The 16,106-nt window shown below is 73.6% G+C and carries 18 protein-coding genes, 1 tRNA gene and 1 pseudogene; 14 read left to right on the top strand and 6 right to left on the bottom strand.

Going from position 1 to position 16,106, the window contains the following annotated elements:
- Nucleotides 1-14 precede the first annotated feature (14 nt).
- Genes ACGF3C_RS00935 through ACGF3C_RS00915 form a run of 5 tightly spaced genes read left to right on the top strand, consistent with a single transcriptional unit; the run spans nt 15 to nt 4,602 of the window.
- Complete coding sequence (locus tag ACGF3C_RS00935; protein ID WP_393217583.1) at nt 15-797, top strand: SigE family RNA polymerase sigma factor; 783 nt, start codon at nt 15-17, stop codon at nt 795-797.
- Nucleotides 794-2,056, top strand: a complete 1,263-nt coding sequence (locus tag ACGF3C_RS00930) for a hypothetical protein (RefSeq protein ID WP_393217581.1) — start codon at nt 794-796, stop codon at nt 2,054-2,056. The genes ACGF3C_RS00935 and ACGF3C_RS00930 overlap by 4 nt, the downstream gene beginning before the upstream one ends.
- 53 nt (nt 2,057-2,109) lie before the next feature.
- Complete coding sequence (locus tag ACGF3C_RS00925; RefSeq protein ID WP_357224450.1) at nt 2,110-2,982, top strand: PHP domain-containing protein; 873 nt, start codon at nt 2,110-2,112, stop codon at nt 2,980-2,982.
- A 41-nt stretch (nt 2,983-3,023) separates the two neighbouring features.
- On the top strand, nt 3,024-3,638 hold the full coding sequence (locus ACGF3C_RS00920) for a MarC family protein (protein WP_091394729.1): 615 nt from the start codon (nt 3,024-3,026) through the stop codon (nt 3,636-3,638).
- 43 nt (nt 3,639-3,681) lie between these two features.
- A complete protein-coding gene (locus ACGF3C_RS00915; protein WP_393217578.1) occupies nt 3,682-4,602 on the top strand; it encodes a RecB family exonuclease in 921 nt (306 codons plus the stop codon).
- A 19-nt stretch (nt 4,603-4,621) separates the two neighbouring features.
- On the opposite strand, the gene ACGF3C_RS00910 is transcribed toward ACGF3C_RS00915, so the two are convergent.
- Nucleotides 4,622-5,485, bottom strand: a complete 864-nt coding sequence (locus ACGF3C_RS00910; RefSeq protein WP_357231197.1) for an oxygenase MpaB family protein — start codon at nt 5,483-5,485, stop codon at nt 4,622-4,624.
- Nucleotides 5,486-5,544: 59 nt separating this feature from the next.
- A complete protein-coding gene (locus tag ACGF3C_RS00905; RefSeq protein WP_393217575.1) occupies nt 5,545-5,973 on the bottom strand; it encodes a Fur family transcriptional regulator in 429 nt (142 codons plus the stop codon).
- Between the two features lie 202 nt (nt 5,974-6,175).
- Here ACGF3C_RS00905 and ACGF3C_RS00900 point away from each other — a divergent pair, with 202 nt between their 5' ends.
- The gene (locus tag ACGF3C_RS00900; RefSeq protein ID WP_393219030.1) at nt 6,176-6,658 is read left to right on the top strand and encodes a DUF2231 domain-containing protein; all 483 of its coding nucleotides are present in this window, start codon (nt 6,176-6,178) and stop codon (nt 6,656-6,658) included.
- Nucleotides 6,659-6,692: 34 nt separating this feature from the next.
- Here the strand turns inward: ACGF3C_RS00900 and ACGF3C_RS00895 are convergent, their stop codons facing one another.
- On the bottom strand, nt 6,693-7,202 hold the full coding sequence (locus ACGF3C_RS00895; protein ID WP_393217573.1) for a hypothetical protein: 510 nt from the start codon (nt 7,200-7,202) through the stop codon (nt 6,693-6,695).
- 143 nt (nt 7,203-7,345) lie between these two features.
- On the opposite strand from ACGF3C_RS00895, the gene ACGF3C_RS00890 reads away from it, so the two are divergent.
- The gene (locus ACGF3C_RS00890) at nt 7,346-7,528 is read left to right on the top strand and encodes a hypothetical protein (protein ID WP_355005124.1); all 183 of its coding nucleotides are present in this window, start codon (nt 7,346-7,348) and stop codon (nt 7,526-7,528) included.
- 126 nt (nt 7,529-7,654) lie between these two features.
- Here ACGF3C_RS00890 and ACGF3C_RS00885 read toward each other — a convergent pair whose 3' ends face one another.
- Nucleotides 7,655-7,852 (bottom strand): hypothetical protein, encoded by a 198-nt coding sequence (locus tag ACGF3C_RS00885; RefSeq protein ID WP_357231188.1) that lies wholly within the window; start codon nt 7,850-7,852, stop codon nt 7,655-7,657.
- A 281-nt stretch (nt 7,853-8,133) separates the two neighbouring features.
- Between ACGF3C_RS00885 and ACGF3C_RS00880 the strand changes: the two genes are divergently transcribed.
- Complete coding sequence (locus tag ACGF3C_RS00880) at nt 8,134-8,358, top strand: hypothetical protein (protein WP_393219114.1); 225 nt, start codon at nt 8,134-8,136, stop codon at nt 8,356-8,358.
- A gap of 14 nt (nt 8,359-8,372) precedes the next feature.
- Here ACGF3C_RS00880 and ACGF3C_RS00875 read toward each other — a convergent pair.
- Nucleotides 8,373-8,579 (bottom strand): annotated as a pseudogene (locus ACGF3C_RS00875) (FmdB family zinc ribbon protein); the annotation flags it as partial.
- On the bottom strand, nt 8,576-9,253 hold the full coding sequence (locus ACGF3C_RS00870) for a 5-formyltetrahydrofolate cyclo-ligase (RefSeq protein ID WP_393217570.1): 678 nt from the start codon (nt 9,251-9,253) through the stop codon (nt 8,576-8,578). The pseudogene ACGF3C_RS00875 and the gene ACGF3C_RS00870, both read right to left, overlap by 4 nt.
- Nucleotides 9,254-9,337: 84 nt before the next feature.
- Here ACGF3C_RS00870 and ACGF3C_RS00865 point away from each other — a divergent pair, with 84 nt between their 5' ends.
- The 6 genes from ACGF3C_RS00865 (at nt 9,338) to ACGF3C_RS00840 (ending at nt 16,047) form a co-directional block, all read left to right on the top strand.
- Nucleotides 9,338-11,692, top strand: a complete 2,355-nt coding sequence (locus tag ACGF3C_RS00865; RefSeq protein ID WP_393217568.1) for a diguanylate cyclase — start codon at nt 9,338-9,340, stop codon at nt 11,690-11,692.
- Between the two features lie 9 nt (nt 11,693-11,701).
- Complete coding sequence (locus tag ACGF3C_RS00860) at nt 11,702-12,664, top strand: UTP--glucose-1-phosphate uridylyltransferase (protein ID WP_357226694.1); 963 nt, start codon at nt 11,702-11,704, stop codon at nt 12,662-12,664.
- Entirely contained in the window at nt 12,661-13,974 is a 1,314-nt protein-coding gene (gene glp, locus ACGF3C_RS00855) for a gephyrin-like molybdotransferase Glp (RefSeq protein ID WP_088951399.1), read from the top strand. Before ACGF3C_RS00860 ends, glp begins: the two co-directional genes overlap by 4 nt.
- 111 nt (nt 13,975-14,085) lie before the next feature.
- On the top strand, nt 14,086-14,736 hold the full coding sequence (locus ACGF3C_RS00850) for a GNAT family N-acetyltransferase (protein WP_393217565.1): 651 nt from the start codon (nt 14,086-14,088) through the stop codon (nt 14,734-14,736).
- 200 nt (nt 14,737-14,936) lie between these two features.
- On the top strand, nt 14,937-15,719 hold the full coding sequence (locus tag ACGF3C_RS00845) for a hypothetical protein (protein ID WP_357226687.1): 783 nt from the start codon (nt 14,937-14,939) through the stop codon (nt 15,717-15,719).
- A 251-nt stretch (nt 15,720-15,970) separates the two neighbouring features.
- A tRNA-Ala gene (locus ACGF3C_RS00840) sits at nt 15,971-16,047 on the top strand.
- The last annotated feature ends 59 nt before the right edge of the window (nt 16,048-16,106 follow it).

Genomic DNA, 16,106 nt, shown 5'->3' with positions numbered 1-16,106 from the left:
TGTGGAGGTGGGCGGTGGCGAGCAAGGACTCGTTGGAGGAGCAGTTCCGCGAGTTCGTCGCGGCCCGCTCCGCCGCGCTCCTGCGCACCGCTTATCTGCTCACCGGCGACTGGGCCACGGCCGAGGACCTGCTCCAGACGGCGCTGACCAAGACCTACCTGGCGTGGAAGCGGCTCGGCGGGATCGAGGCGGTCGAGCCGTACGCCCGGCGTGTGATGGTCAACACGTCGACCAGTTGGTGGCGGCGGCGCTGGCACGGCGAACGCCCGACCGAGGTGCTGCCCGAGCGGGCCGGTGTCGACGAGATCGAGCAGCAACTTGACCGGGATCTGCTCTGGCGGCATCTCCGGGAGTTGCCCAACCGGCAGCGGGCAGTGCTGGTGCTGCGCTACTACGAGGACATGTCGGAGGCGCAGACCGCCGCGATGCTGGACATTTCACCGGGCACGGTGAAGAGCCAGGCGTCCCGGGCGCTCGCCACGCTGCGTCGGCGACTGGGCGCGGACGCACCGGAGCTGGCAGCCGCCGCCGGCATCGCCGGCCGGACTGGCGCTGCCGACAGTGCCGCGGGCGCTATCGGTGCCGGCGGCCGGACGGCGGGCCCGGGTTCCCTTTCCGGGCGGGCCCCGGCCACCGGTGCCGCTGCCTCACCCCGTCCCGGACGGGCGGCCGGCCGACCCGTGCCCCGCCCTACCGCTCCGCGCCCCGCCGTGCCACGTGGGATCGATCCGCAGGTGGTCCTGCCCACCGCCCCGGCGGCCGTGCCCGTCGGCACGGGCTCCGGGGAACAGCAGTGAGTCAGTTCCCCGGCCGACGCGACAACCTGACGGACGGCCCGCAGCGTTCATACCAGGTGCGGCCTGACGAGTTGGAAGGTGCGGTGCGGGAGACACTCTCGCACCAGGTCGCCCTTGCCCGCCCGCTGAGCGTCGACCCGGCCGGCCAGGCCATCCGTCGCGCGAACCGGATCCGGCGTCGACGCACCGCCGCCGGCCTCGCCCTCGCGGCGGTCACCACCGTGCTGCTCAGCGCCGGCATGGCCCAGCTCGGTGCCGAGACCAGACGGGACGGCTCACCCATCGTCGTGATCGGCGACCCCGACCCGACCAGTCGACCGTTCCCGACGGCCAGCATTCCCGGCCCCGACCCCTCGCCCACGGCGTCGACCTCGCTCATCGCCAGCGAAACGCTGGTCAGCGCCGACGGGCGGCGGCTGGTGTTGTCCGACGTCGGGCCGGCCGAACACGTCCAGCCGCTGCCCAGCGGAGGCGGTTGGCTGGTGGTGGGCGCGCCGAGCACCGCCGGGCGCTTTCTGTCGGTGGTGCAGGACGACGGCCTGGTACAGGTGCTGCTGGCCGGTGCCGGCGCGATCGTCCTGGCCCCGGACAGCCGCCAGGTCGCCTGGCGCGACGGAGACGATCTCCTGACGGCGGGTGTGGTCGGCACCCAGCTCATCGGGTCGGTGCGCACCCCGGTGCCGGCGGCGGCGGAGCCCGTCCGGTTCGTCGGTGACAGCGTGCTGGTCCGACTCGACCCGGCCAGCGCCGGTCACACGCTCTGGCGGCCCGGTGCGGGGCCGCTGCCCGACGCCCTCGACCGGAAGAGCCTCAACGTCTACGGGCGGCTGCCCGACGGGCGGCTCGTCGGGCAGGTCAGCACGGCCGATCCGGGCCGGACCTGCCTTGCCATCCTCACCCCGACACGTCACCTGGACCCGGTACGCACGGGCTGCGGTCCGGACCTGAGCCAGGACGGCGTCGGCGGGGTGTCGCCGGACGGGCGGTGGCTGCTGGTCAACGAGAACAGCGGCTCGGCCGGTCGGTCCCTGCTGGTCGACCTGCAGCGGCTCGGGCCGAATGCGACAGCCGTTGCGGCCGGGCCGCCGATGACCGGGGCGATCGTCTGGAGCGACGAGGGCCAGGCCTCCTACCTCGACGGCGACGGCGAGCTGGTCCGGGTCGACGTCGGCCAGGTGCGGGCGGGAAAGCCCGCCGGCCCCGCTGCGGTGCCCGGCGTGCCAGCCGGAGAGCGGCCGATCCTGGTGCAGGGCTTCTGACCCCAGGTGGCCCATGTGAGCCGGGCTCACCGTTTCCTCGGTAACGTCGGGCGGTGACCTCGCGTACCGGCCCCGCCCCCCGGATCGACCTGCACGCCCATTCGACGGCCAGCGACGGCACGCTGACCCCGGCCGAGCTGGTCGGCGCGGCCTCCGACGCAGGGCTGGACGTGCTGGCGATCACCGACCACGACACCACGGCCGGCTGGGCGTCGGCAGTGGCCGCGCTGCCACCCGGTCTGCGCCTGATCCGGGGTGCGGAGTTGTCGTGTCGCTGGTCCGGTCCGCAGCCCGCGGTGCCGCTGCACCTGCTCGCGTACCTGTTCGATCCGGGCCACGCGGAGCTGGTGGCCGAGCTGGCGCGGGTCCGGGCCGCCCGGGAAGAGCGTGGCGAACGGATCGTCGGCCTCCTGCGGGCCGACGGCATCGACGTGAACTGGCCGGACATCCTGGCCGGCGCGGGTGGCGGCACAGTGGGACGTCCGCACATCGCGCAGGCACTCATCCGCGCCGGCCTGGTCGGCAGCGTCCGGGAGGCGTTCGGCCCGGACTGGCTCGGCGAGCGGTACCGGCTGCCCAAGGAGGACATCGACGTGTTCCGGGCCGTTCGGCTGGTCCGGGCGGCCGGGGGCGTGCCGGTCTTCGCCCACCCGCGAGCCACCCGACGCGGCCGGGTGGTGCCCGACGAGCTGATCGCCGAGCTGGCCGCCGCCGGGCTCGCCGGGCTCGAAGCCGACCACGAGGACCACAGCCCGGCCGAGCGGGAACACGTGCGGGCGCTCGCCGCCGAGCTGGGCCTGTTCGTCACTGGCTCCTCGGATTTTCACGGCACCCACAAGACCGTCCAACTCGGCGCGTTCAGCACCGGCGTCGAGGCGTACGAGCGGATCGTCGCCGAGGGGGTGACCGAGGTCGCTTCGGGCTGATCCGGGTATTTCGCCCATCGCGGCGCGGCTAGGTTGATCACGTGGATCTGAAGCTGTTCGGCGAGGTTTTCGTGACTCTGCTGGTGATCACCGACCCGCCGGGCATGATGCCGATCTTCCTGGCGCTGACCGGCCCCCTGCCCGCCCGCGACCGCAACCGGGCAGCCTGGCAGGCGGTCGCGTTGGCGCTCGGCGTCATCGTGATCTTCGCGGTGGCGGGGCAGACCCTGCTCGACTACCTGCACGTGGACCTGCCGGCGTTGCAGGCAGCCGGTGGGCTGCTGCTCGTGCTCGTCGCCCTTGAGCTGCTGACCGGCAAGGCCGACGACCCGAGCCAGCAGGTCACCTCCAACATCGCCCTGGTGCCGCTGGGCACGCCGTTGCTGGCCGGCCCGGGTGCCATCGTGGCCACCATGCTCTTCGTCCAGCAGGCCGACGGGCTGGGAGAGTTCAGCGCCATCGCCGTGGCGATCCTCGCCGTGATGGTCGCCGTCTGGATCGTCCTGCGCTTCTCCGGCGGCATCGTGAAGATCCTCCGGCCGGGCGGGATCGAGGTGCTGACCCGGATCGCCGGCCTGCTGCTGGCCGCGATCGCCGTGCAGCTCATCGCCGACGCGGTGGCCGCCTTCGTCACGCAGTACGTGAACATGGCCTGACGGCACACGCGCGATGTCGGAGATGGATGGCAGGATCTGAGACGTGCGACGATCCTCATCAGCGGGGCGGCCGGCCGCCGGCGGCCGGGCCCCGCGGCAGCGCGCCGGCGACGCCGAGCAGCTCGGCTTCGAGGGCATGCCCGAGCGGCTGTTCGTCTGCACCCCGAGCAAGCTGGGCGCGTACTTGGACTGCCCGCGTCGCTACCGCTACTCCTACGTCGATCGGCCCGCCCCACCCAAGGGCCCGCCGTGGGCGCACAACTCGCTCGGCGCCAGCGTGCACACCGCCCTGAAGAACTGGTATGCGCTGCCCGCCGACCGAAGGCGTCCCGAGGCGCTGGCCACACTGCTCAAGGGCACCTGGGTCCGCGAGGGCTACCGCGACGACGAGCAGGAGCGGGCCGCCTACCGGCGGGCGTTGGGGTGGCTGGAGTCGTACGTCGAGACGCTGGAGCCGGATTCCGACCCGCTCGGCGTGGAGCGGGTGGTGGCGGTCAAGACCGCGGTGCTGGCGTTCAACGGTCGTACCGACCGGATCGACTCGCGGCCCGGCCCGGACGGGCCGGAGCTGGTCATCGTGGACTACAAGACCGGCCGCACCGGGCTGGACACGGACGACGCCAGGGGCTCGCAGGCGCTCGCGCTCTACGCGTACGCCGCCGAGCGGGTGTTTCGTCGGCCGTGCCGCCGGGTGGAGCTGCACCACTTGCCGACCGGCACGGTCGCCGGCCACGACCACACAGTCGAGTCGCTGGCCCGACAACTGACCCGCGCGGAAGAGACGGCCCGCGACATCATGGCCGCCGAGCGGGCAGTCGCCGACGGCGCCGACGCGGACGAGGCTTTCCCGGTGGCACCCGGCCCGCGCTGTGGCTGGTGCGACTTCCGGCGGCACTGCCCGACGGGCGCACAGGTCCCGGGCAAGGAGCCGTGGGCGGCAGTGGACCGGCCGGCCGACGGCTGATCTCCTGCCGAGGGTCGGGTCAGCCGGCCAGCGAGGCGGCAGCGTGCCGCGCGGCCCGCTCCTTGGCCGCCTGAATCAACGGCCCCTCCAGGTAGCGGCGGGGGACGGCGGCGAACGCGAGCCGCAGCGCGCGCACGCTCAGGTCCGCCGACAGCGCGGTGGTCGGTAGACCGGGACCTCCGTACATCCGGCGTGCCCACGCCGGCAGCAGCGCGAACGCGGTGCTGGCGATCCCCAGGTACGCCCAGCGTGGCGGGCCCAACGTGAGCCCCAACCGGACCGGCAGGCTGAGCTTCCACGGCAGCGGCGGGGCGGTGAGGAACACCGCCGTCTCGGCGGCCTCCCGGGTCATCCGCAACTGTGGCCGTACGGCCTCGTAGTAGTCAGCGACCTCGGCGGCGGTGCCCGGGACGGTTGCCGGGTCCAGGCCGACCAGGGCTGCGGCGCGGCGCTGCTCGGTGTAGTAGCCGTCCACCTCGTCGTCGCTCAGCGGCAGCCCGGCGCGTCGGGCCGTGCTCAGGAACGACTCGACCTCGGTCACGTGCACCCAGCGCAGCAGGTCCGGTTCGTCGATCCGGAACTGTTCACCGGTGAGCGTGTCGGTGGCCCGCAGGCGGTCGTGCAGGCGGCGCAGCCGGGCCCCGGCGGCCTCCGCCTCGGCGGTGGTCCCGTAGACGGTGGTCGCCACGTAGGTGGCGGTGCGGAGCAGTCGACCCCAGGCGTCGGTGCGGTAGTTGCTGTTCTGCGCGACCCCGGCCATGGCCCGGGGGTGCAACGCCTGGAGGTAGAGCGAGCGCAGGCCGGCGACGATCAGGATCGGCTCCTCGTGCACCTTCCACGTGACCGAACCCGGACCGAAAAGGCCGAGGTCATCGGAGTCCACCGCACAAGAGTGCCACGATCGGGCCGACCTCGCCGGTCACGTGCCTCCGGTGCAGATGGTCAGACGTCGGCGGAGCGGCGGGCCCGGCAGCCCGGGCAGAGGCCCCAGAAGGTCACTTCGGCCTCGTCGACCTCGAACCCGTGCGCGCTGTTCGGCTCCAGGCACGGTGCGCTGCCCACCGCGCAGTCGACGTCGGCGACCTCGCCGCAGCCTCGGCAGACCACGTGGTGGTGGTTGTCGCCCACCCGCGCCTCATAGCGGGCGGGACTGCCCGCCGGCTCGATCCGCCGGGACAGCCCGGCTCGGGACAGCGCGCCCAGTACGTCGTAGACCGCCTGGGTGGAGACCGAGTCGAGGCGTTCGCGCACCCGCCGGGTGATCTCGTCGACCTCCAGGTGGCCGCCGTCAGCCAGCACGTCGAGCACCGCGAGGCGTGGCCGCGTGACACGCAGACCTCTCGACCGCAGCAGCTCCTCGGCACCGGACATTGGCCAATGACAACACGCCCGACCCGCATCGACAACCGTCGCCCGCTCCGGGTGGCCACCGACACAGCCAGGCAGGATCGGGAGTACGGCCCCAGCGAATGAACCCGATCGACGCGGCGCGCGTGTCATCCGTCGAGAGCCTGGGGACGATCGGCGGACCATAGGCTGACCACCCCTGACCATGATCCACCTGGAGGGTTCGATGTTCGAGGAGATCCTGGGTCTACCGGTGCACGTCCTGGTAATCCACGCGGTCGTCGTGTTCGTACCGCTGCTGGCGGTGCTGGCCATCGCGTACGTGGGGCTACCGCGGTGGCGGCACCGGCTGGACTGGGCCCTGGGCCTCCTCGCCGTGGCCGCGCCGGTGACCGCCTTCGTCGCGGTCAAGTCGGGTGAGGCACTCACCGACGCGCTGGTGGCCCGGGGCTTCCAGGGGCCGATCCTCGATCAGATCTTCGAGCACAGCCGCTACGGTGACATCCTGTTACGCGTCGTGGTGCCGCTCGGGATCGTGGCCATCCTGCTGCTCGTGGCGACAAGTGGGCACCCCCGGGTGCCGCAGCTGCCCGCGCTGGTCACCCCCGTGCTGGCGGTAGCGGCCGTGGGGCTTTCCATCGCCGCCCTGATCTACGTCTACCTGACCGGCCACTCCGGTGCCGAGACGGTGTGGGGCACCACCCTCTGAGCTGCTGGCCGCTGCTGCCGCCCGGGGATGGGCATCAGAAGATGACCCGCGAGCAGAGCAGACAGAGCAGCACCAGCAGCACCACGCCGGCCGCCGCCCCGAAGCCGTAGGTGACCCGCTGCGATCGCTGTTCGGCCGCGTCCAGGTCGGCCATGTCCTGCGGTGGCAGCCGTCGTGGCGGCGCCGGCTGCAGGTGTACGGGTGGACGCCAACCCGTCGGCGGCGGCACGCTCGGCGGCGGGCCGGAGTATCCGCCGGCCGCGCCTCCCGTCGGCGCTGCCGCGGTTGGTGCGGGCGGCGGGCCCGCGTTCCCGCTGACGGGGCCTCGCGTAGGTGCCGGTGCGGGCGGCGGCGGGCCTGCGTTCCCGCTGGGAGGGCGGCCCGTCGATGCTTGGCTGGCCTGCTCGTTCTGCTGTGGGTCGGTGGGCCCGGCCGGTGGTGTGGTCGCGGGCGCGGCGGGAAGTTGGTCGGCCACCGCGTCGTCACCGGTGTCGGGCCGTCGCCAGTAGTCGTCCGGGTCGCTGCCACCGCTGGGGGTCGTCACGCCGTCCGACGCTACCAACGCCACCGGCGGCCCGGTCGCTTCTGGCCGGCGCGCCCACTGTCGGCGGTCCGGCCGGCTCTGGCCGGCGTGCCCACCGCCGACGGCCCGGTCCACCGCCGTCGGCTGAGCTAGTCTTGCCGCTCGTGAGCACCGAGGACCCTGGCACGCACGGCGCACCGCGAGACGATGACCGCGCCGTCGACCTGAGCGAAGACTTCGTGGTGCTGCCCGAGCAGACCACCGACGACACCGACCGTGGTTGGGGTGAGCGGTCGGGCGGCAACGACGACTGGCTGCTCGCCGAACGCCCCCCGCACTGGGAATGACCCCCGCAGGCTCGGCCAGACCCTGACGACCTCGATCCGCCAGCCGACCCGCAGTGGGCGGTTGCCGCTGCTCGACCGGGGGCGGATGCCTGTCCTGCTGCGCTCGCCCGACCGACCTTGGTCGGCCTACCGGGTCGGGTCGTCCGCCACCGATGGCGCGTCGGAGGGCACGGCGGTCGGAGGGCATCCGGTCGGGGTGTGCAGGACCGCGGCGGCCAGGCCGAGCAGCGCGGCGACCAGACCGGCCCGGAGCAGGGTGCGCCCGCCGGGCAGAGTGAGCTGGCGCAGCGGGCGCAACGCCCGCGCGGAATCCGGATCGACCATCGCCTCTGCCGCCTCCCGTCCCCGAGCGCCGCAGTGGCACCCATGTACGGGAGGCTAGGCAGTTCCCGCCGCCTTGGCCGACCCACGGCCGCCGCCTGTGGACAACCGCCCGGCCTGTGGAAAACGCGCATCCGTCGGCGCGATCTGCTAGGAGAACCGCTTTGATCGACTCGGGATCAGGGAAAGCGGGCGGTCAGAGCGACGGGGACAGGCCGGCTTGCTGGAACCCGAGTGGATCGAGGCCCGACCCGTGGTGGGGTCGGGCCTTCGGCGATCAGGACGTGGAGCTGGCCGTCGCCGCCTTGCCGCCGCCCGATGAGCCCGACGACCCGGAGGACGACCCCGAGGAGGACGACGACCCCGAGGACGAGGACGACCCGGACGAGGACGAGGACCCCGAAGAGGACGACGAGCTGTCAGCGGAGGACGACTCGGACTTCGCCGGCTTGGTGGTCGTGCCGCCGGCGGTCGTCTCGGAACCGGACGCCCGGGAGTCGGTGCGGTAGAAGCCCGAACCCTTGAAGACGATGCCGACCGAGTTGAAGACCTTGCGCAGCCGCCCCTGACACGCCGGGCACTCGGTCAGCGGCTCGTCAGAGAAGGACTGCACCGCCTCGAGCTGCTCACCGCACGTGGTGCAGGCGTACTGGTACGTGGGCACGTTCTCCTCCGGATCTGGGCTCAGCCAGTTGGCACTCGACGTATTCGAGTGCCAATGGTGCGTCATTCGCCCCGGGTTCGTCCAGCAGACGTGTGGGGCGCGACACCGTGCGCCGCACCCGGGCCGCCGTCAAGCGTACGCACCCCGTCGGCGGGAGTGACGACCGCGCGCACCCGACGGTCGTGGGGCTCCGCCGGCAGCGCCTCGACCAGCTCACCGTCGTGCAGCGGCACCACCGTCAGGGCCGCCGCGGGTACCCGGGCGAGGGCGCGGTCGTACGACCCGCCACCGCGCCCGAGCCGCCGACCGTGGTGGTCGACCGCGAGAGCCGGAACGACCACGAGTGCCGCGTGCGCCACGGCGGCCACCCCGAGACGGGCACCGAACGGTTCTCGGATACCCCGTCCCGCAGCGATCAGGGCATCGGGCCCGGTATACGCCGCCCAGTCCAGATCCAGGTCACCGAGGAGCACCGGCAGCAGCAACTCGGCGTCCGCCGGCAGCGCCGCCCGCAGCACCTCGGGCAGGTCGGCGCCGCCCGGTTCGGAGCCGACCGGCACGTACGCCGTCATCCGGTGTGGGCGCAGTCGGCGTACCAGGGCGACCAGCTCGGCCTGCACGCGCCCGGCGGCGGCTGCCCGGGTCGTGGCGGGCAGCGACCGGCGGCGGGCGAGCAGCTCGACGCGGACGTTCCGCTTCGCCACTCGGGTCACTTCCGCTTCATCAGAAAATTCCGGCACGCAACACTCCTGACGCAACGCCTCTCCCACGGTTGCACTGTGTCAGCATCGCAAGCAACGGAGGCGGAACTTCCGGGGGGACGAGTGACGCTACGCGGGCGGTTGACGGCAGCCTTCCTCGTGGTGGTGCTCGGGCCCGTCCTGCTCGGAGCGCTCTTCGTCGCCTCCACCGTCGCGGCGGTGGACCGCAGCCGCTCCACCGAGCGCCTGGCGGTGGCTGCCTCCACGGTCCGCACCTCGGTCGACGCGCTCTGCCAGCAGCTACGCGCCACCGCCGACGCGGTGGCGCTCACCGCCGACCCGGCCGTTGCCGCCGCGCAACTGGTCGGCCGGGGTCTGGCCGCCGCGGTGCTGGTCAGCGACGTGGCCGGCCAGGTCACCTACCTGTCGCCCGGTGCTCCGTCGACCCCGTGGCAGGACTGCGCCGGCTCGGCCGAGGGCACGAACGGAGGCTCGAACCCGGGCTCGGCCGGCCCGGTCCGTGCGCTGGCCGCCCAGGTAGACCTGCACGATCGCGCCGGCACCCGGCTGGGCACCGTGACCGCCGCGCAACTGGTCGACCCGGCCTTCGTGGCCCGACTGGCGGCGGTGACCGGGGTGGCGGTCACCCTCCTCGACAGTGGGGCGAGCGCCGCGCGGGTCACCCACACGACCGAGTCCCGTGACGTCCGCGACGCGGTGCTGGCCGCCGCCGTCGGCGTACGGGGCGAGCAGGTCACCGAGACCAACGGGGGCCGGTACGTGCGCAGGCTCGGGCCCTCCGACGCGCAGCCGCTGCCACTGGTGCTCTCCGTGCCCAGTGAACGGCCACCGGGGTTGCACGCCACGCTGCTCGGGGTGGTCGTGCTGGCCGGGCTGCTCGCGGTGCTGGCCGCCTGGCGGCTGGCCCGGGTGACCACCCGGCCACTGGCGGAGCTGGCCGGTGCCGTCGACCGGGTGGCCCAGGGCGACCTGACCGCCCGGGTGCCGGTGCGCAGTCGTGACGAGTTGGGTCGGTTGGCCGCCGCGTTCAACCGGATGACCCGGGAGACCGGCTCCTACGTCGCGGCGTTGACCAGCAACCGGGACCAGCTGCGCGGGCACCTCGCGGTGCTCGGCGACACACTGGCCAGCACACACGACCTGCAACGCATCCTGCGGGTGATCCTGCGCAGTGCCATCGGGGCCACCGGCGCGCGTGCCGGTGCCGTGCTGCTGGTGGAGACCGGCGGGGTGCTCGTCGCGCAGTGCACGGAGGGGTTGGACGGGCGCTGGCCGGCGGAGGAGGCGGACGGGACGCAGACCCTCCGGGTGCCGGTCGGCGTCGGAGTGGTCGGTGAGGTCGCCGCCACCGGGGAACCGCAACGGGGCAGGGCGGAGCAGACCGAGACGCCAACGGGTGAGCCACGCTGTCGCACCTACGTCGCGGTTCCGTTCGCCGCCCCGCCCGGCGGTGCCACGGCCACCCTCGGCGGATCCTCGGGGCCGGTCGACGAGGCGGGCACGGCGGCCGCCCTCGGCGTGCTGGCCCTCTACGACCGGCTGGGCGCCGACGAGTTCGACGACGACGACCTGGCCACCCTGCGCACCTTCGCCGGCCACGCGGCCGTGGCGGTGGACAACGTCCGGGTGCACGAGGAGGCGCAGCGGCTCTCCCTCACCGACCCGCTCACCGGGCTGTGGAACTACCGCTACCTGCGCGAGTCGATCCGGCGGGAGGTGGAACGGGCCAGCCGCTTCGGGCGGATGCTCAGCGTCCTCGCGTTGGACCTGGACCGGTTCAAGGACGTCAACGACACCTACGGGCACGCCGCGGGGGACACCGTCCTGGCCGAGTTCGCCCGCCGGGTGCGCGGGGAGATCCGGGAGGTCGACCTGGCCTTCCGCCAGGGCGGTGAGGAGTTCGTGCTGCTGCTGCCGGAGACCGACGCGCGGGGAGCGGCGATCGTGGCCGAGCGGCTCGGCGCGGCGGTGCGCGACACGCCCATCGCCGTCGAGGCGTACGCCGGGCCGGTCCTGGTGACAGTGTCGGTGGGCATCGCCGTCTTCCCGGACCACGGCAGCACCGGGCGGGAGGTGCTGGAGGCCGCCGACGACGCGCTCTACGCGGCCAAGGCGGCGGGCCGTGACACGTACCGGGTCGCCGAGGTTCGCTCGGATCTGCCGACCCGGGAAATTCCCGTGCTCGCGTGCGCGGTGAGCCCAACCGACGGGCTGCCGCGCGCCGGCCAGCCGGTGCAGGCGAGCCGGGAGCCGGGCGGGCCCGCCCGGTCCGGCCCGGCGGTGGGCGTACCGGAATCATCGCTGGCGGGCCCGGCGCAGGCCCGGCCGGATTCGGCCGACGACACGCCGGACGTCGCGACGGACGCGGCGCGGGCCGGCCCGGACGCGGCGCGGCCGGGGCCGGGTGGCGGCGCGTCTTCTGGGCCACACCCGCCGCGGCAGAGCCGTGGCCGATAGTCTCGCGGCATGTCGGAGCACTCAGCGAACCCCTCATCGACGGTCGCCGCAAACGGCCGTCCCCTGGCGGTCAAGGCCGTCATCCCGGCCGCCGGACTGGCCACCCGGTTCCTGCCGGCCACCAAGGCGGTGCCCAAGGAACTGCTGCCGGTGGTGGATCGGCCGGTGTTGCAGTACATCGTCGAGGAGGCCACGCAGGCTGGCATCGGTGACGTGTTGCTGATCACCGGTCGGGGTAAGACGTCGATGGTGGACCACTTCGACCGTCGCCCGGACCTGGAGACCAGGTTGGAGGAGAAGGGCGACTCCGAGCGGCTGGCCGCCGTACGTCGGCCCAGCGAGCTGGCCGAGATCTACACCGTGCGGCAGCCCGAGCAGCTCGGGCTCGGCCACGCCATCGGGTACGCCGAGTCGCACGTCGGCGACGACGCCTTCGCGGTGCTGCTCGGCGACGAGTTCGTCAAGCCGTCGGAGCCGCTGCTGCCGGCGATGCTGGAGTTGCAGGCCCGCACCGGCGGTGTGGTGCTCGCCTTCTTCGAGGTCGACCCGTCCGAGACCAAGCGGTACGGGATCGCCTCCGTCGAGCCGGCCGAGTCGGAGCTGACCGACATCGGCGAGGTCGTCAAGGTGACCGGGATGGTGGAGAAGCCGCAGCCGGAGGACGCCCCGAGCAACCTGGCGGTGCTCGGCCGCTACGTGCTGCCGGGCAAGATCTTCGACGCGATCCGGCGGACCAAGCCGGGCAGTGGCGGCGAGATCCAGCTGACCGACGCGATGGAGCTGCTGCGTACCGAGGGCACCCCGGTGCACGCGATCGTCTACCGGGGCACCCGCTACGACACCGGCATGCCGCTGGGATACCTCCAGACGGTGGTGCAGATCGCCGCCGAGCGCGAGGACCTGGGCACCGAGTTCCGGTCCTGGCTGGCCGACTTCGTCAAGGCCGACGCGGCAGGCGGATCTGGTACATGACAGCGACGGCCGACGCCGAGGCGGCCGCGAACGAGTTGACGCCGCTCGCCGACTACCTGGGCAGCGTGCTGCGCAGGTTGCGCGCGCTGCCGCCACTCGACCTCGACCTCACCCAGGCGCACGGCAACGTCCTCGCCGAGGACGTCGTCGCGCCGCACGCCTTCCCGGCCTTCGACCAGGCGGCCGTGGACGGCTACGCCGCGCGCTGGGAGGACATCTCCGGAGGGGGGAGGGGGCCGAGCTACGTCCCGGCCCCCTCCGGCACGCCCGGCGGTCGCACCATCCGGCTCAACGTGGTCGGCGATCTCGGCGCCGCGAGCTGGCGGCCGGTCCGGCTCACCCCCGGCTCGTGCTTCTCGGTGGCCGCCGGGGCGCCGCTGCCGGTCGCCGCTGACGTCGTGGTCCCGGTGGAGTGGACCGACCAGGGCATGGCCGCAGTGGAGATCTTCCGCACCCCCAAACGGGGGTACGGGGTACGCCGAGCGGGTGAGGAGCTGCCCGTCGGCACCCTGCTCGCTCGGGCCGGCACCTACGTGTCCCCGGCCCTGGTCGCCGTCTTCGCGGCGACCGGCATCGGGCACGTGGTGGTCCGGCCCAGTCCACGGGTGGTCATCGTGGCCACCGGTGACGAACTCGTCGACGTCGGCCGGGGCAGTCAGCCCGGTCAGGTGGTGGACGCGAACTCGCACGCGCTGACCGCCGCGGCGGCCGAGGTGGGTGCGCTGGCATACCGGGTGGGAATCTGCGACGACGACCCGGAGGGGCTGCGCGGGCTGCTGGAGGACCAGACGCTGCGTGCCGACCTGATCATCACGACCGGGGGCACCGGCACCGGCCCCGGAGACATGGTGCGTCGGATCCTCTCCCGCCGTGAGGGCGGTCGCGCCGGGCCGGTCACCTTCACCGACGTGGCGCTCTACCCCGGCACCGCGCTCGGGTTCGGCACTGTCGGCGCCGAGGAGGTGCCGGTGGTCTGCCTGCCCGGCGACCCGGGTGCCGCGTTGATCGGCTTCGAGGTGCTGGCCCGCCCCGCCATCCAACTGCTCGCCGGTGCCGAACCGGTGTTCCGACCCAGTGTGCGGGCACACCTGCTGGAGACCGTGTCGTCGCCGACCGGGCTTCGCGAGTTCCGGCCGGCGCACGTCGCCGAGCGGCGCGGCGGCGGGTACACGGTCCAGCCGCTCAGCGGCGGACCGTTCACCCTATCCGGGTTGGCCGAGGCCAACGGGCTGCTGGTGCTCGGCGAGCGGGTCACCACGGCCGCGGCCGGCTCCACAGTGGACGTCCTGCTGCTGGACCGCCGCCGGTGACGCCTCCCGGCCGGCCCGCTCGCGGCCCGCGTCGGGTGATCGTCGGATCTGTGCGGTGAACGCGGTGAGGCCACTTGTGCGCGACACGGTCCCGCGCGGGAGACTGTCCAGGTGAGTCTCTTCGGACCCGCGCGGGCGCAGGGCTGGCCGGTGGAACTGGCCGACGGCCCAGTGCTGCTGCGGCCGTACCGGCGCTCAGACGCGGCGGCGTGGTCGGAGGTGCGGCGGGCCAACCGGGCCTGGCTGGCACCCTGGGAGTCGTCACTGCCCGGCGGCTGGGACGAGATGAACTCGCCGGCCGCGTTCCGCTGGGTGCACCGTGACCAGCGGCGCTCGGCCCGCGAGGGTGAGGGCATGCCGTTCGCGGTCTGCCTGCGTGAGGCCGACCGGGACCGGCTGGTCGGGCACATCAACGTGGGCAGCATCGTGCGGCGGGCGCTCTGCTCCGGCTACGTCGGCTACTGGGTGGACGCCCGGGCCGCCGGCCAGGGTGTGATCCCGACTGCGCTGGCGCTCGCCGTGGACCACGCGTTCGGCCCGGGCGGGCTGCACCGGGTGGAGGTGAACATCCGTCCGGAGAACCGGCCGTCCCGGCGGGTGGTGGAGAAGTTGGGCTTCCGCGAGGAGTCGTACCACGTGCGCTACATGCACATCGACGGCGCCTGGCGGGACCACATCGGGTACGCGATGACGAGTGAGGAGATCGCCGCCGAGGGTGGCCTACTGGCCCGCTGGCACCGGGTTCGCGCCAACGCGCGGTAGGAGGATTTCCCGACATCCGCCCGCTCGTCCCACGGACGGGATCGGCGCGGCGCGGTGGCAACCCGGTCGGTGCGCCGTAACCTCAAGTAACTGCAAGCTGCGGCAAGCGCTCCCCGGCCGGACGATCCACGCGCCCAGGCGTGATCGATGGAAGATCCTGCGGTCGGGTGGCGGTTGCTTCGAATTCGGTGACGGGAGGGGTGAGGGTGCCGACCTCGGTGCTCCTCGCCGTCCTCGCCGCCGCCGGCCTGCTCGCCCTGGCCCCGGCGTTGGTTCGCCGGTACGACGCCACCGAGCGGCTGGTGGCGGAGCGGGCGCAGTCGACGGCGCGGGTGCTCCAGCGCCGCCGACGGCGCCGCACTGTGCCGGGACGGCGACCCGTCCATCCTCCGCGCTCACTGGTTGTCACCCTCAGTGAAGATGCGACTACCGGTGTGTTGGGTGCGCCGGTCTCCGCGCCGCCGGCCGTCCGCCGCTCCGGTCGACTGCGGGCCGTGCCCGCCGCGCCGAAGCGGTCCCGTCGCCGCCCGCCGCCGCGCCGGCAGCACACCCCCGCCGTCTACCGCCGTCGCCGCGTGCTCGCCGCACTGCTGCTCCTCAACGTCGTCGAGTTGATCGGTGTGCTGTTCGTCAGCCCCGGCTTCTGGGTCGGCTTCGGGGTCACCTTCCTCCTCCTGGCCCTCTACGTCGTGCACCTGCGGGGTCAGGCCCTGGCCGGGCGCCGCCGCCGCCGCGCCCGAGCCCGGGAGGCCGCCTGGTTGGCCGCCCGGCAGGCCGAGGTGCGCCGGGAGCAGGCCCGTAGGGCCGCGGCCCGCCGGGAGGCGCAGCGCCGCCTCGCCGCCCAGCGCGAAGGGGTACGCCGAGCCGCCATGGGCCTGGACCGGCCGGGAGACCTGCCGGCGGCGGTCAACGGTGGATCGGTCTCGTACCGGCGGTCGGGCGGCCTGCGTGGCCGCCCCTACGAGGCCGGCCGAGGCGCCTGACCCGGCCCCGGCCGCGCCTGGCCGTGCCTCGGTCCCGGCCGCGCCCGGGCTGGCTTGATCGACTCGGGTTCCTGGAAGTCGGGTGGTTGGGGCGTCCGGGATGCCCCGATTTCCAGGAGCCCGAGTCGATCTCTGGACCGGCCGGAGCGCCGGGCCGGGGGCGGATTCGCGGTGGAGGCCGACGACCTGTTAGCCTTGCTGCCGGCCCGCCCGGTGTAAGCCGGGTGGGACCGAAGCCGGTTCGCCGGCGGGGGGCTGTGGCGCAGACTGGTAGCGCACCTCGTTCGCATCGAGGGGGTCAGGGGTTCAAATCCCCTCAGCTCCACCAGCACGACGGTTTACCTGGGGAAACCCGCCGACCAAGATCGGTGGGCACAGATCCGGCAC

This window comes from Micromonospora sp. NPDC047762 (assembly GCF_043204655.1).
GTDB lineage: Bacteria > Actinomycetota > Actinomycetes > Mycobacteriales > Micromonosporaceae > Micromonospora.
This window is presented reverse-complemented; position numbering and strand designations above follow the sequence as displayed.